Raw genomic sequence first — 13,551 nt, 5'->3', positions numbered from 1 at the left:
GGACGGGTCAGACCGCGACCGGCTCGCCGGCCGCCGCCGCGATCTCCGCCTCGGCGACGACGCCCGAGACGCGGCGCAGCTTCTTCATCGGGCCCAGCTCGGACTCGTAGACCTTCTTGACGCCGTCGCCGAGGGAGGCCTCGATGGTGCGGATGTCACGGACGAGGCGGGTGAGGCCCTGCGGCTCGACGGAGGCGGCCTGGTCGGAGCCCCACATCGCGCGGTCCAGGGTGATGTGGCGCTCGACGAAGGCGGCGCCGAGGGCGACCGCGGCGAGGGTGGTCTGCAGGCCCGTCTCGTGGCCGGAGTAGCCGATCGGGACGTTCGGGTACTCGGCCTGGAGGGTGTTGATGACGCGGAGGTTGAGCTCCTCGGCCTGCGCCGGGTAGGTCGACGTGGCGTGGCACATCAGGATGTTGTCGCTGCCGAGGACCTCGACGGCGTGGCGGATCTGCTTCGGCGTCGACATGCCGGTGGAGAGGATGACCGTGCGGCCGGTGGCGCGCAGCGAGCGCAGCAGCTCGTCGTCGGTGAGGGAGGCGGAGGCGACCTTGTGGGCCGGGACGTCGAACTTCTCCAGGAAGGCGACGGCCTCGGTGTCCCACGGGGAGGCGAACCAGGCGATGTTCTTCGACTTGGAGTACTCGTCGATCTTGCGGTACTCGTCCTCGCCGAACTCCACGCGGTGGCGGTAGTCGATGTAGGTCATCCGGCCCCAGGGGGTGTCGCGCTCGATGTCCCACTGGTCGCGCGGGGTGCAGATCTCCGGGGTGCGCTTCTGGAACTTGACGGCGTCGCAGCCGGCCTCGGCGGCGGCGTCGATCAGCTTGAACGCGTTCTCCAGGTCGCCGTTGTGGTTGATGCCGATCTCGCCGACGACGTAGACGGGGTGGCCGGGGCCCGCGGTCTTGGAACCGAAGGTGCGCAGACGGGAGTTGGAGCTCATGGTGGAGACGTTCCTTACTTGTCGAGGGAGTCGAGAGAGGGGCCGAGGATCCAGCTGGCGATCTCTCGGATCGCGCCGTCGCCACCGGGGACGGTGGTGACCGCGCGCGCGGAGCCGCGTACGACGTCGTGGGCGCTCGCGACCGCCACGGGCCAGCCGACGAGGGCGAAGCACGGGAGGTCGTTGACGTCGTTGCCGACGTAGAGCACGCGCTCGGGCGCGATGCCCTGTTCCTCGCACCACTGCTTCAGTGCGAGGTCTTTCCGGTCGATGCCGTGCAGCACGGGGATCTTGAGCTTCCGTGCGCGGGCGGCGACGACCGGGTTCTGCTCCGTGGAGAGGATCAGCATCTTCAGGCCGCTCCTGCGCAGGGCCGCGATGCCGAGTCCGTCGCCGCGGTGCACGGAGACGAACTCCTTTCCGTCGGAGTCGATCAGCACCCTGTCGTCGGTCTGGGTGCCGTCGAAGTCGAGGACGACCGCGTCGATGTCGTCGGCGGTCGGGAGGGTGCCCGGCCGGTTCGCGTCGAAGAGCGGCGCGAGGGCCCGGGCGCGGGCGAGGTCGTGCGGGTCGTCGATCTCCAGGACCCGCGCGGGGTCGGTCCGCACGAGTTCCGTCCGGCCGAAGAAGCGGTGCTTGTGCTCGCGCAGGCCCGCCGCGTCCATGCAGTACGCGGCGCCGGTCTCCAGGAGGTCCTGGGGCCGGTCCTGGCGGCGCGGCCGGAAGGACTTGTCGTGGTTGACGCCGTACCCCCCGTCGGTGGCCGTGGTGTTGGCCAGGGCGGTGGCGCCGCCGACGGACCGGGTGAGTTCGGTGTCGACCGCGGCCGGGTCGTCGTCGGCGTCGCGCCAGATGAATCCGTGGAAGGGCGCCACGGTCAGCGCGGTGTCGGCGCCGTTCTCGACGACCGCGCCGGCCACCGAGTCGATGTCCTCGCGGATGATGAAAGGGCTGGTGCACTGCACGAGGAGTACGGCGTCGACGGCGGAGCCGTGCAGGGCCTCGTGGGCGTCCATGGCGTGCAGGACGGCCGCCTCGGAGGTCGCGGTGTCGCCGGCGATGGCGGCGGGCCGCAGGACGACCTCGGCGCCGGCCTCACGGGCGGCGGAGGCGATCGCCTGGTCGTCGGTGGAGACCACGACGTCCGTGACGAGGCGGGCCGCACGGCACTCGCGCACCGCCCGGGCGACGAGCGGCACACCGCCGACGGGCAGCAGGTTCTTGGCGGGCACCCCCTTGGACCCGCCCCGGGCGGGAATCACCGCGAGCACACGGGGCACGGACTTGAGCCGTCCCGCTTCCGAGTTGGTCATTACCTGTACTCCTTGATGAAGGGCTGGCGTATGGCGCCCCGAAAGGGGCGCGGGGAACTGCGCGACCAGCCACGACGGACCCGCAGGTTCAAAGCAGCCCCCGCCGCGGAGCGAACCGTCACAGCTCCCCCATCCGCCGGATGACGGGCGCCACCCGCTGCACCCCGTGCCGGTACGCGCCGCGTGCGGCGCGCCGCACGATCTGCCGCACGGCCCCCGGCTCCCGGTCCGCGTCGGGCGCGCCGGGCAGCGGACTGCCGTCCGGGGCGAGGTGGTGGCGGGCGAGGATGCCGGGCAGGTAGCCGGGCGCGGTGACAGGCGTGTAGTAGGGGGCGAGACCGGGCAGCGGGCCCTGGCCGAGCAGCGCGGCGATGCGCTCGCGGGCCGCGTCGAAGGCCGTCTCGTAGGAGCCGCCGTCCGCGGTGGAGCCGGCGGCGACGCCCTGCCGGGCGACCCACCGCTCGTCGGGCGACGGGATGTGCCCGTCGTCCAGCTGGTCCCAGGAGGCGAGGCAGCCGGAGCCCACGAAGTGGTGGTTGCCGAGCGACTCGCGAACCCCGAGGTCGCTGAGGACCACGGTGGGGATCCGCCGGTGCAGCGATTCGAGGGCCGCCGTGGAACTGACGGTGACCAGCAGGTCCGTACGGTCGAGGACGTCGCCCATGTGCCCGTACACGAGGCGGAGGTTGGCGGGGAGGCCGCCGGGGATCCGCTCCGCGAGGCGCTGGTAGGGCTGCTCCTCGATGTGCGTGGTGTGCTCGCCCGGCCTGGAGCGCAGCTTCAGCAGGACCTCGCGGTCCGGGTGCAGCCTGGCGTGCTGGACGAGCCGGTTCAGCAGGTACGTACGGTCCTTGCGGCTCTCCGGCACGGAGGGCTGCGCGGCGAAGACGACCGTGTACGGGTCGTGCTTCTCGTACGGGTCGCCGCCGAGGAACGGCAGGGCGACCTCGGTCACCGAGGAGGCGTCGGCGCCCACTCCCTCGTACACGGCCGTGAAACGGTCCGCGTCCTGGCGGGAGTTGGCGAGGACGAGGTCCGCGCCGTGCCGCAGGAGCAGGCCGTCGGCGAGCTTCTCGTAGACGACGCCGACGTAGCCGGTGACGACCACGGGCCGCTTCGTGCTCCCCGTCGCCGCGCGCTCCCGCCACTGGTGGGACAGCCCGTGCAGCATCGCCTGGACCCCGCCCCCGACGAGGGACAGCACGAGGACGTCGTACGCGGCCTCCTCGCGGGCCATCTCCCGCAGGAACTCGACAGCGGTGACCTCCCGCAGGGAGTCGGCGCGCACGCCGACCTCTTCGAGCTGACGGGCGGTGGGGGTCGCACGGCCCCGCAGGAGATAGCCGTCGAGCCTGATGTCCGAATCGGCCGGTGCGATACGGTTCGCGGTGAGCGCGCCCCATTTCCACCGGGTATCGGAATCGGCGAGCACGGCCACTCGCAGGGACTTCTCGGTACTTGCTGGCACACCGAAGACGCTAGGAAGCGATTCCGATCACCGGCCCAACCGGAATACAACAAAGGGTTAACAGCACACCGCCGAATGGCGATGCCGTCTTGGATGCGCCCGCAATAAGGCCCGGTTCACCATTCCGCCACGTGTCGTTCACCTGAGATCTCACCAACGGTCAAGACGAATGCCGGGCCGCCGCCTAACGTCACGTGGGTGGTCAAGCTCTCCGTCATCGTGCCGTTCTACAACGTGCAGCAATATGCGCCCGACACCCTGAAGAGTCTGCGTGCCAACGCACGCGACGACTTCGAGTTCATTCTCGTCGACGACTGCTCCCGCGACGAGACGCCGGACATCCTCGCGCGCGCGGAGCGCGAGCTCCCGGGCGCGGTGCATGTCAGACACGAGCAGAACGGAGGACTGGCCACCGCGCGCAACACCGGCATCGACGCGGCGCGGGGCGAGTACCTCACGTTCCTCGACGGGGACGACTGGCTCGCCCCCGGCTATTACGAGCAACTGCTCGCCTCCATCGAGGAGTTGGGCTGCGACTTCGTGCGCACGGACCATGTCCAGTGCACCGCGCGGGCCCGCTCCGTCCACCGTGTGCCATACGGCAGACGCGGTGTCGTCCTCGATCCGCGCGAGGCGATCCTGCCCGCCGACCGCTCCACCTCCGTCGACTACGCGTACGCGTGGGCCGGCATCTACCACCGCAGGCTGGCCGACCGGGGCCTGCTGCACTTCACCGACGGGCTGCGCACGGCCGAGGACCGGCCGTGGATCTGGAAGCTGCACCGGGAGGCGGAATCGTTCGCCACGGTGGGTCTGCTCGGGGTGTTCTACCGGCGCGGGGTCGCCTCCTCACTGACGCAGATCGGTGACGTACGGCAGCTGGATTTCATTCGCGCGTTCGACCAGGTGGTAAGTGAAACGGCCGAGGACCGGGACGCGGATAAACTCCTCCCGAAGGCCGTGCGGACCTACTGTGCGATTATTTCCCATCATCTGGGATCCATCGAAAGGTTCGAGCCGCCAGTGGCACGGAAACTGAAGTCGATGAGTGCCGTCGCATTGCGGCGTATGCCGCAGGACGTCCTCGATGACGCCCTCGACTCCATGGACATACAGCGCGCGACGCGACTGCGCCGGCTGCGCCGCCGTCCGGCCGCCGCGGGGGTGTCCGCGTGAGGACCCAGATCTTCATGGCGTCGACGCTGTACGGCACGGCGACACTCGCCGCCGCCGTCGACGCCGGCTGCTTCCGCCCCGCGGACCGGCGCGTCCTGCTCGTCTCCAACAACGCCGCGACCCCCGAGACGACACCCGGCGTCGACGAGATGCCCGGCTTCACGCAGTTGCGCAGCCGGTTCGACGACGTGATCTCGTGGAACGAGACCATCTCCCCGTTCCACCCGGGCGGCTGGGCCCCGCGGCTCGACGACGTACCGCTGTGGGAACGGCATCTGCGGCTCGCCTGGGGACTCGGCGACGACGACGTCGAGCTGGTCGTCGAGTCGATCCAGGTGAACCCCGCGCTCGGCCTCACCCAGATCTTCACCGGCGCCCCCGTCACCGTCTACGCCGACGGCCTGATGAGTTACGGCCCGACCCGCAACAAGCTCGACCCGCTGGTCGGCACCCGGATCGACCGGCTCCTGCACCTCGACCTGGTGCCGGGCCTCACCCCCTTGCTCCTCACGGAGTTCGGCGTCGGACCGGAGATCGTGCCGACCACGGTCTTCACCGACGTCCTGACCGAACTCGTCAAGACGGGCGACGAGTTGCCCGCCATCGACGAACCGGCCCTGCTGCTCGGCCAGTACCTCTCCGCCCTTGGCATCCTCACCGCCGAGGAGGAGGAGGACCTGCACGTACGGATGCTCAAGGGCGCCGTCGCCCTCGGGCACGAGCGGATCGTGTTCAAACCGCACCCCAGCGCGCCGGCCCGCTGGTCGCGCGCCCTGGAGAAGGAGGCGACGCGGATCGGCGCCGACCTCACGGTGCTCGACACCCCGGTCCTCGCCGAGGTGCTCTACCAGCGGATGCGGCCCGCGCTCGTCGTCGGCTGCTTCTCCACCGCACTGCTCACGGCCTCCGCGCTGTACGGCCTCCCGGTCGCCCGCATCGGCACCGAACCCCTCCTCGAACGCCTCACCCCGTACGAGAACAGCAACCGCGTCCCCGTCACGATCGTGGACGCGCTGCTCCCGGAGCTGACGGACCGCGCGGCGGTCACCGCACAGCGTCAGGGCATGACCGCCGACGAACTGTCCGAGCTGGTACGGGCCGTGGGCTTCGCCATGCAGCCCAAGATCTACCCGGACACCCGGCCGGGCGCCGAGCGGTACCTGACCGAGCGTCTGAACACCGACACCTGGCGCTACTTCAAGCGGCGGCGCCTCACCTCGCTGGGACTGCCCGGCGCGGTACCGGCGCAGCTCGCCTTCATCCCACGCAACGCGACGGTACGCCGGGTGGCCAAGCGCGCCCGATCCCTGAAGAGGGCCACTCTCGGATGAGCGCCGTGGAATCGTCGACCGTCCCGACGTCGTCCGCCGGGGCGGTCACTTCCGCCGGAACGGCACCTCCCGCCGGAGCGACCTCCACCGAGACGGGCGACAGCGCTTCTGCCCCTCCTCGGATAGCTCCCACAGCTCCCACAGCTCCCAAGAAGCACGCGCCGCGCCTGCGTGCGCTGGACGGGCTGCGACTGATCGCCGCCCTGATGGTCGCCGCGTACCACTACGGCGGCCGGGACGGCGAGGTGAGCGCGGCCTGGGGCACCTCGCCCCAGCTCCAGTTCCCCACGCTGCACACCTGGTTCGCGTACGGCTGTCTGGGCGTGCAGATCTTCTTCGTGATCAGCGGCTTCGTGATCTGCATGAGCGGCTGGGGACGGAGCCTGCGCTCGTTCTTCGCCTCACGGGTCTCCCGGCTGATGCCGGCGTACTGGGCGGCGATCGTCATCGTCACGGCCGTCTTCGCGCTGCCGGTGGTCGCCTACCACGCCGTCTCGCCCAGCGACGCGCTGCTGAACCTGACCCTCATGCAGCAGCCGCTGGGCGCCGACCGGGTGCTCGGCGTCTGCTGGACGCTCTGGGCCGAGGTCCGCTTCTACGCGCTGTTCGCCCTCTGCGTGGTCCTGCCCGGGGCGACCCGCCGGCGCGTGATCCTGTTCTGCGCGAGCTGGACGCTGGCCGCGGCGATCGCGCAGGCGGCGCGGGAACCACTGCTCGACCTGATCCTGATGCCCGAGTACGCACCGTTCTTCATCGGCGGCATCGGCCTGTACCTCGTCCACCGCGACCGGCGCGACGCGTACGCCTGGGGCATCGTGCTCGTGAGCTGGCTGATCGGCCAGCACTACGCGGTGGCGGAGCTGTGGCACGCGCCCGACCCGCGGTTCTTCTCCGACCGCAGCGCGACCGGGATCATCCTCGTCGTCACCCTGGGCTTCGCCGCGGTCGCCGCGGTCGCGCTGGGCCGGCTGGACCGGGCGAACTGGCCGTGGCTCACGGTGGCCGGCGCGCTGACGTACCCCTTCTACCTGGTCCACGAGCACCTGGGCTGGGTGGCCATCAAGGCCTACCACCAGGGCCTGGGCCTTCCGTCGTACGTGACCGCACCGCTGACGGTCGTGACGATGCTGACACTGGCCCGGCTGCTGAACCGCCTGGTCGAGGACCGGCTGACACCGCGGCTGCGCTCGGCACTGTCGAAGCCGCGCTGAACGTACGCCTACCGCTTCGGAACCGGCTGAGCCATGTGCCTCAGCCGGTTCCGAAGCGTGCCTCGATGCCGGCCAGCAGCAGCTTGAGCCCTTCCTCGTACCCCTCGTCGTATCCCTCGAAGATCACCGAGCCCGCCGCCGCCGACAGGGGATGGTCGGCGAGCATCCGGGCGCGCGCCTCCACGTCGTAGCCCTCACGGCGCTCCCCCGGCACCGGATACACGCCCTGCTCCTCGGTGACGAAGCCCACCGTGAACAGATACGCGGTGGTGAAGGCGCGTACCGCCTGCTGGAGGGTGAAGCCGGCGTCCACCAGGGCCCGCAGGTTCTCCTCCATCTGCGCGGCGTGCTCGGTACCGGTGAAGCGGGAGCCGCTGAAGACCTTGGCCCCGTCGCGGTAGCTCAGCAGCGCGGCGCGCAGTCCCCGGTTCGCGGCCAGCAGCCGCTCGCGCCAGTCCGTGTCCGGCGGGATCGGGGTACCGGCGACCATCCGCCGGTACATCTCCGTCGCCATCTCGTCCAGCAGCGCCTGCTTGTCCTTGAAGTGCCAGTAGAGGGCGGGCGCCTTGACGTCCAGCTCGTCGGCGATCGCTCGGAGGGTGAGGCCGTTGAGGCCGACCTCGTTCAGCAGACGCAGCGCCGTGTCGGCCACCTGCGCTCGGTCGATCTTCCCTGCAGCCACGGTCGCACCCTATCCGGAGGTTCCTCCTTGACAGCTTAACGCCATTAAGTGCATCCTTCGACGCACGGAACTTAACGACGTTAAGGAGAGTGTCATGAACACCGACGTGAACACTGACGTGAACGCGGTCGTGGATGCGGTCGTGGAGACCGACGTCCTGATCGTGGGCGCCGGGCCCACCGGGCTGGCCCTCGCGCTCGACCTCGCCCGGCACGGCACAGCCGCCCTGGTCGTGGAACGGGCAGCCACCCTCTTCCCCGGCTCACGGGGCAAAGGGATCCAGCCCCGCACGCAGGAGGTCTTCGACGACCTCGGCGTACTGGACGCGCTCCGGGCCGGCGGCGGCACGTACCCCGTCGGGATGATCTGGAAGGACGGGCAACGGCAGGGCGAGCACCGGATGTCCGACGAGGTCGAGGCGACGGAGGCCGACCCGTACGCGGGCCTCGCGCTGATGGTCCCGCAGTGGAGGACGCAGGAGATCCTGTACGCGCGCCTGACGGAGCTGGGCGGCGGCGTCGCCTTCGGCCGGGAACTGGTGGGCCTCGGCCAGGACGCCGACGGCGTGACGGCGAGCTTCGCGTCCGGTCCCCCGGTGCGGGCCAGCTACGCCGTCGCCGCGGACGGCGGCCGGTCGGCGGTGCGGCGCGCGCTGGGCATCGGGATGACCGGCGAGACCGTGGACCCGGCTCCGGCGCTGGTCGCGGACATCCGCGTCACCGGCCTCGACCGCGACAACTGGCACTTCTTCCCGCCCACCGGGGCCGGCCCGGGCCTCCAGGGCGGCTTCCTGGGGATCTGTCCCCTCCCCCACACCGAGGACTTCCAGCTGGCGGCCGGTTTCGCGGATCCGTCCGCCGAGCCCGACCTGTCCCTCGACGGCATCCGCAAGCTGGTCGCCACCCGCACGCACCTGTCCGCGGACGACGTGACCGAGGTCCGCTGGGCCTCCGAGTTCCGGCCGCGGGCCGCGATGGCGGACCGGTTCCGGGACGGGCGGGTCTTCCTGGCGGGCGACGCGGCCCACGTGCACTCACCCGCCGGCGGCCAGGGCCTCAACACCAGCGTCCAGGACGCCTACAACCTGGGCTGGAAACTCGCGGCCGTGCTGCGGGGGTCCGCCCCGGCCGCCCTCCTCGACTCCTACGAGGAGGAGCGGATGCCCATCGCCGCGCAGATGCTGGGCCTGTCCACCGGCATCCACCGCGGCGAGGTGCGGCGCGGCGCGGCCACCCAGCAGCTCGGCCTCGGTTACCGGGGCTCGGCGCTCGCGGTGGAGACACGCGCGGGCCTGCCCGAGGACGCCCTGCGGGCGGGCGACCGCGCACCGGACGGCACCCGGGCCGGGATCCGCCTCTTCGACGCCTTCCGCGGCCCGCACTGGACACTGCTCACGGTCGGCACGAATGCGCAGGCGGCACCGGACCTCCCCGGCATCCGCACGGTCCGCTTCCCCACGTACGAGGCGTACGGGAACGGGGTGTTCCTCGTCCGCCCGGACGGATACGTGGGATGGGCGGGCGAGTACGGCGAGCCGGACGGATCGGCTGAGCAGGCGTGGGGCCTGCCGGAGTACGCGGCGGTCGTGGGTGTCGCCACCCAGGATCCGTCCTGAACGGAGTTGCCCTAGGGCGTGGCCAGTGAGAGCTTGACGGCGAAGCCCAGGAAGAGCGCGCCCGCGGCGGAGGTGGCCCCCGCGGACAGCCGCCTGCGCCGCGCGAACGCCGCCGCCAGCTTCGTCCCGCCGAATATCAGCGCGCTGAGGTAAAGGAAGCTCGCGACCTGCGCGAAGGCCCCGAGCACGACGAACGACAGGGCCGGATACGCGTACCCGGGCTCGACGAACTGAACGAAGAAGGCGACGAAGAACAGGATCGCCTTCGGGTTGAACAGGCTGATGACGAGCGCCCGCCGGAAGGGCCGCTCCTCGACGGCCGGCGGGGCGATCTCCTCGGCCTCGCCCCGCTCCCGCCGGGTCCGCCACATCTGCCACGCGGCCCGCAGCATCCCGAAGGCCAGCCAGGTGAGGTACCCGGCGCCCGCGTACTTCACGATCCCGAACAGCAGGGTGTTGGCCTGCAGCAGCGACGCGACACCGGCCGCGGACAGCGTCATCAGCACGGCGTCGCCGCACCAGACACCGGCGGAGGCCTGATATCCGGTCCTGACGCCCCGCCGCGCGGCGACGGACAGTACGTAGAGCGAGTTCGGCCCCGGCAGCAGAACGATCAGGACGAGGCCTATGAGATAGGTGGGGAGATCAGTTACGCCAAGCATGGGAGGCAGTGTCGCATGCGGGTATGACAGCGCAGGATGGGGCTCTGGTGGACGAGACAGCCGCCCGGCTGTCACGACAGCACGACGGCACGACAGCACGACGGCACGACGGCACGACGGCTCGTCGAAGACCGGACAGACGGGCGGCGGGATGAGCGGCGGGGGGTTCGCATGCGTACAGCAGGTATGTGGAGAACGGTCGCGGGGGCGACGGCGCTGGCGGCGCTCACCGTGGTGAGCGGGTGCACCATCCAGCCGGCCGGCCCGCCGGGCACGTCACCGGCGGGTTCGCCGTCCGCCGGTACGGCGTCGTCCGCGGGTGCGCCGTCACCGGCCGGCCGCTCCCCCGGTGACGCCAAGCCGCCGAGCTCCGCCGGGCAGCCCGCGTCCAAGGTCCTGTGGTCGCCGGGCGACCGGGGCGGAGAGGTGCGGGAGCTCCAGGCCCGGCTGCGCCAGGTGGAGTGGCTCTACGAGGGCCCGACGGGGACGTACGACGCCTCGACGGTCTACGCGGTCAAGGGTTTCCAAGGCAAGCGCGGCCTGCCGAAGACCGGCACCACGGACTCGGTGACCTGGCAGCGGCTGCTGGGGATGACCCGCGAGCCGGGCAAGTGGGACCTGTACGCGTCCGGCGGCCAGCCCGCCGCGAAACCGGACCCGCGCTGTATGACGGGCCGGGTGCTGTGCATCAGCAAGACCAGCCGGACCCTGCGCTGGATGATCGACGGCCGTACGGTCTCGACGATGGCGGTGCGCTTCGGCGCGCAGTACACGCCCACCCGCGAAGGTGTCTTCACCGTCTACTTCAAGTCGCGCCATCACGTGTCGACGCTCTACGACTCACCCATGCCGTACGCGATGTTCTTCAGCGGCGGCCAGGCGGTCCACTACTCCGCGGACTTCGCGGGGACGGGCTACTACGGCGGCTCGCACGGCTGTGTGAACGTCCGGGACGAGGGAAAGATCGCGGCGATGTACTCGCAGGTGAGGGACGGCGACAAGGTCGTCATCTACTGGTGAGGGGCCTGCGGCGGCGGAGGTGTGCGGGCGCGGGCGGGACCGGGGGAACGTGTCCCGCCCGCGCCTTGTGTGCACTGAGCCGTGAGTACGGGGGGAACCCCGGCTCGTGCGACAGCCGATGACCAGTCGGCTCGCTTACTACTGCGTCGGGACGGCTGAAAACGTCACACCGGAACGGCATGCGCGCGCGCCGACCGCACGAGAGCGCGGGAGATCTCGGGTCAGAGGTGGTTGGTCGGTTCCGCGAGGGCGCTGATCCGTGGGGTCGGGGCCGCCGCGCCCTCGTCACCCCGGAAGGTGCGCGTACCTCTGGGGCCGTGGCCGTCACCGTCATGGCCACCACCGCCACCACCGTTGCCACCACCACCGTTGCCGCCCCCGTGACCGCCGCCGTTGCCGCCGTTGGCCTGACCCTGACCCTGGTTCGAGTTCGAACCCCCGTTCCCGGAACCGGGGTTGGTCCAGCCCTTCCAGCCCTTGTCCGAGCCCCGGCGGTCCCAGGTGTTCAGGACGCCCCTGCAGTACTTCTGCACCTGTTCGGCGCCCCGGGCCGCGTCCTCCAGGGTGTGTCGGCGCCCGGCGTCGAGGTCCTTGCCGTCGCGGATGTCCCGGCAGGCCGAGGCGATTCCGGCCCACCGCCGGCCTTGCCGGTTCTCGTGCCCGGCGCCGTCGGAGCCGGAATCCGTGCCCTTGCCCGTACCCCCGGAGGCCTCTCCGTCCGGGACGGAGTTGCCGCCGGTCGGTGCGCCGGCGCTCCCGTCGGGCCGCGGGTCGTCGCCGCGGCGGTTCGCGTCGGGGGACTGCGTGCGCGGCGGGCGGTCCTGAGTGGCGTCGGTCGTCGCGGAGGCGCCCGGTTCCGGGCCGCCCCCGCCGAAGGCCAGGACGCCGGCGGTCGCGGCCACGGCGACCCCGCCGATCATGCCGGCGGCCAGCGCGGCGGCCAGGCCGTAGCGCACCGGCCGTCCCCACGGGGAGCGGGCACGGCGGTCCGGGGTGTAACGGCCCAGCCGGACGAGACCCGCGTCCAGGGTGGCCCCCAGGGAAGAGGAGGCCGACGGGGACGGGAAGGGCGCCGAGGGACGCGTACGGGAGGGCCGGGCGGGGTCCTTCTCCTCGCTCCGGGCGGAGCGCGCCGAACGGAACGCGGCCAACGCGGCTTCCTCGCCGGGGAGTGCGGAACCGCGTTCGCCGGCGGTATCGGCCGGCGCGGACCCGGCACCGGACGCGCCCAGTTCGTGGAGGGCCGCGGCGAGCCGGTCGGCCTGGGCGCGGACGTCGGCGTCGACGGCGTCGTCGGCGTCAAGCGGTTCTCCGCGCAGCAGTCGTTCCGCCGCGTCGCGGTCCAGCCACCGGCCGGGGTGCGTGGGATCGTCCCCAGGGAAGACAGAGCGCTCGTCGGCCATCACATGTCCTTCTGCGTACGCGAAGGCGTATGCGTCACACCGGCCGGCGTCGCCGCACGGGTACGCGGTTCCGTCTGCGGGGGTCTCTGCTGAGGTACGGAGCTCAAGGAGCCCATGGCTTCCGGAGCCGCCGCCTCCGGGTCCGCGCCGAGCAGTTCCGCGAGGCGTTTGAGCCCGCGGTGCGCCGCCGTGCGGACGGCGCCGGGCCGTTTGCCGAGGGTGTCCGCGGCGGTCTTGGCGTCGAGGCCGACGACGACGCGCAGCACGACGGCCTCCGCCTGGTCCTGCGGGAGTTGGGCGATGAGGGAGAGGGTGCGGCCCGTGGCGAGCGCCTCGATGGCCTCGCCTGCGGTGTCGGACTCAGCCGCCCTGCCGGTCAGCTCGCTCTCGTCGCCGCCCGTCGCGGGGCGCCGCCCGCGCATACGTATGTGGTCGAGCGCGCGGTTACGGGCTATCCGGGCAGCCCAGCCGCGGAACCGGTCGGCGTCTCCGCTGAACCGTTCCAGGTCGCGGGCGATCTGCAGCCAGGCCTCGGACGTCACGTCCTCGGCGTCGGGGTCACCGACCAGCGTCCGCACATACCCCAGGAGCCGTGGATGCACGGCTCGGTACACAGTCCGGAACGCGGTCTCGTCCCCGTACTGTGCGGCAAGCACCGCGGCGGTCAGCTCCGCGTCGTCCCCCAGCACAGCGCCCCTTATCGCGCCCGGCCGGCGCCGCTCCC

At 71.6% G+C, this 13,551-nt stretch carries 12 protein-coding genes; 5 read left to right on the top strand and 7 right to left on the bottom strand.

Features of this window, described 5'->3' with window-relative positions:
- Positions 1-7 precede the first annotated feature (7 nt).
- The 3 genes from K3769_RS15010 to K3769_RS15000 form a co-directional block, all read right to left on the bottom strand.
- Positions 8-946: an N-acetylneuraminate synthase family protein gene (locus K3769_RS15010; RefSeq protein WP_267026930.1), complete on the bottom strand. Its 939-nt coding sequence runs from the start codon at positions 944-946 to the stop codon at positions 8-10.
- Positions 947-960: 14 nt separating this feature from the next.
- Entirely contained in the window at positions 961-2,259 is a 1,299-nt protein-coding gene (locus tag K3769_RS15005; protein WP_267026929.1) for an N-acylneuraminate cytidylyltransferase, read from the bottom strand.
- 118 nt (positions 2,260-2,377) lie between these two features.
- Positions 2,378-3,727, bottom strand: a complete 1,350-nt coding sequence (locus K3769_RS15000; RefSeq protein ID WP_267026928.1) for a DUF6716 putative glycosyltransferase — start codon at positions 3,725-3,727, stop codon at positions 2,378-2,380.
- A 198-nt stretch (positions 3,728-3,925) separates the two neighbouring features.
- Here K3769_RS15000 and K3769_RS14995 point away from each other — a divergent pair, with 198 nt between their 5' ends.
- The 3 genes from K3769_RS14995 to K3769_RS14985 are packed head-to-tail and all read left to right on the top strand — an operon-like array spanning position 3,926 to position 7,445.
- Entirely contained in the window at positions 3,926-4,903 is a 978-nt protein-coding gene (locus tag K3769_RS14995; protein ID WP_267026927.1) for a glycosyltransferase family 2 protein, read from the top strand.
- Positions 4,900-6,234 carry an alpha-2,8-polysialyltransferase family protein gene (locus K3769_RS14990; protein ID WP_267026926.1) on the top strand — a complete coding sequence of 445 codons (1,335 nt, stop codon included), beginning with the start codon at positions 4,900-4,902 and terminating at the stop codon, positions 6,232-6,234. The genes K3769_RS14995 and K3769_RS14990 overlap by 4 nt, the downstream gene beginning before the upstream one ends.
- Positions 6,231-7,445 (top strand): acyltransferase family protein, encoded by a 1,215-nt coding sequence (locus tag K3769_RS14985; RefSeq protein ID WP_267026925.1) that lies wholly within the window; start codon positions 6,231-6,233, stop codon positions 7,443-7,445. The genes K3769_RS14990 and K3769_RS14985 overlap by 4 nt, the downstream gene beginning before the upstream one ends.
- Before the next feature lie 40 nt (positions 7,446-7,485).
- Here K3769_RS14985 and K3769_RS14980 read toward each other — a convergent pair whose 3' ends face one another.
- The gene (locus K3769_RS14980) at positions 7,486-8,127 is read right to left on the bottom strand and encodes a TetR/AcrR family transcriptional regulator (protein WP_267026924.1); all 642 of its coding nucleotides are present in this window, start codon (positions 8,125-8,127) and stop codon (positions 7,486-7,488) included.
- A gap of 94 nt (positions 8,128-8,221) precedes the next feature.
- Between K3769_RS14980 and K3769_RS14975 the strand changes: the two genes are divergently transcribed.
- On the top strand, positions 8,222-9,742 hold the full coding sequence (locus K3769_RS14975; protein WP_267026923.1) for an FAD-dependent oxidoreductase: 1,521 nt from the start codon (positions 8,222-8,224) through the stop codon (positions 9,740-9,742).
- An 11-nt stretch (positions 9,743-9,753) separates the two neighbouring features.
- Here K3769_RS14975 and leuE read toward each other — a convergent pair whose 3' ends face one another.
- Positions 9,754-10,404 (bottom strand): leucine efflux protein LeuE, encoded by a 651-nt coding sequence (gene leuE, locus K3769_RS14970; RefSeq protein WP_267026922.1) that lies wholly within the window; start codon positions 10,402-10,404, stop codon positions 9,754-9,756.
- A gap of 171 nt (positions 10,405-10,575) precedes the next feature.
- Here leuE and K3769_RS14965 point away from each other — a divergent pair, with 171 nt between their 5' ends.
- A complete protein-coding gene (locus K3769_RS14965) occupies positions 10,576-11,424 on the top strand; it encodes a L,D-transpeptidase family protein (RefSeq protein ID WP_267026921.1) in 849 nt (282 codons plus the stop codon).
- Between the two features lie 221 nt (positions 11,425-11,645).
- Here the strand turns inward: K3769_RS14965 and K3769_RS14960 are convergent, their stop codons facing one another.
- Positions 11,646-12,827, bottom strand: a complete 1,182-nt coding sequence (locus K3769_RS14960) for a hypothetical protein (RefSeq protein WP_267026920.1) — start codon at positions 12,825-12,827, stop codon at positions 11,646-11,648.
- Positions 12,827-13,516: an RNA polymerase sigma factor gene (locus tag K3769_RS14955; RefSeq protein WP_267026919.1), complete on the bottom strand. Its 690-nt coding sequence runs from the start codon at positions 13,514-13,516 to the stop codon at positions 12,827-12,829. The genes K3769_RS14960 and K3769_RS14955 overlap by 1 nt, the downstream gene beginning before the upstream one ends.
- Positions 13,517-13,551 lie beyond the last annotated feature (35 nt).

Origin of the sequence: Streptomyces ortus, assembly GCF_026341275.1 — a bacterium.
Classification (GTDB): domain Bacteria; phylum Actinomycetota; class Actinomycetes; order Streptomycetales; family Streptomycetaceae; genus Streptomyces; species Streptomyces ortus.
The sequence above is the reverse complement of the archived record's forward strand: the minus strand, read 5'-3'. Positions and strand labels throughout refer to the sequence as shown.

What these genes read in the sequence shown, in the direction of transcription:
- K3769_RS15010 (WP_267026930.1), bottom strand. Translation starts at nt 946, where the DNA reads ATGAGCTCCAACTCCCGTCTGCGCACCTTCGGTTCCAAGACCGCGGGC.
- K3769_RS15005 (WP_267026929.1), bottom strand. Translation starts at nt 2,259, where the DNA reads ATGACCAACTCGGAAGCGGGACGGCTCAAGTCCGTGCCCCGTGTGCTC.
- K3769_RS14985 (WP_267026925.1), top strand. Translation starts at nt 6,231, where the DNA reads ATGAGCGCCGTGGAATCGTCGACCGTCCCGACGTCGTCCGCCGGGGCG.
- K3769_RS14975 (WP_267026923.1), top strand. Translation starts at nt 8,222, where the DNA reads ATGAACACCGACGTGAACACTGACGTGAACGCGGTCGTGGATGCGGTC.
- leuE (WP_267026922.1), bottom strand. Translation starts at nt 10,404, where the DNA reads ATGCTTGGCGTAACTGATCTCCCCACCTATCTCATAGGCCTCGTCCTG.
- K3769_RS14965 (WP_267026921.1), top strand. Translation starts at nt 10,576, where the DNA reads ATGCGTACAGCAGGTATGTGGAGAACGGTCGCGGGGGCGACGGCGCTG.
- K3769_RS14960 (WP_267026920.1), bottom strand. Translation starts at nt 12,827, where the DNA reads ATGGCCGACGAGCGCTCTGTCTTCCCTGGGGACGATCCCACGCACCCC.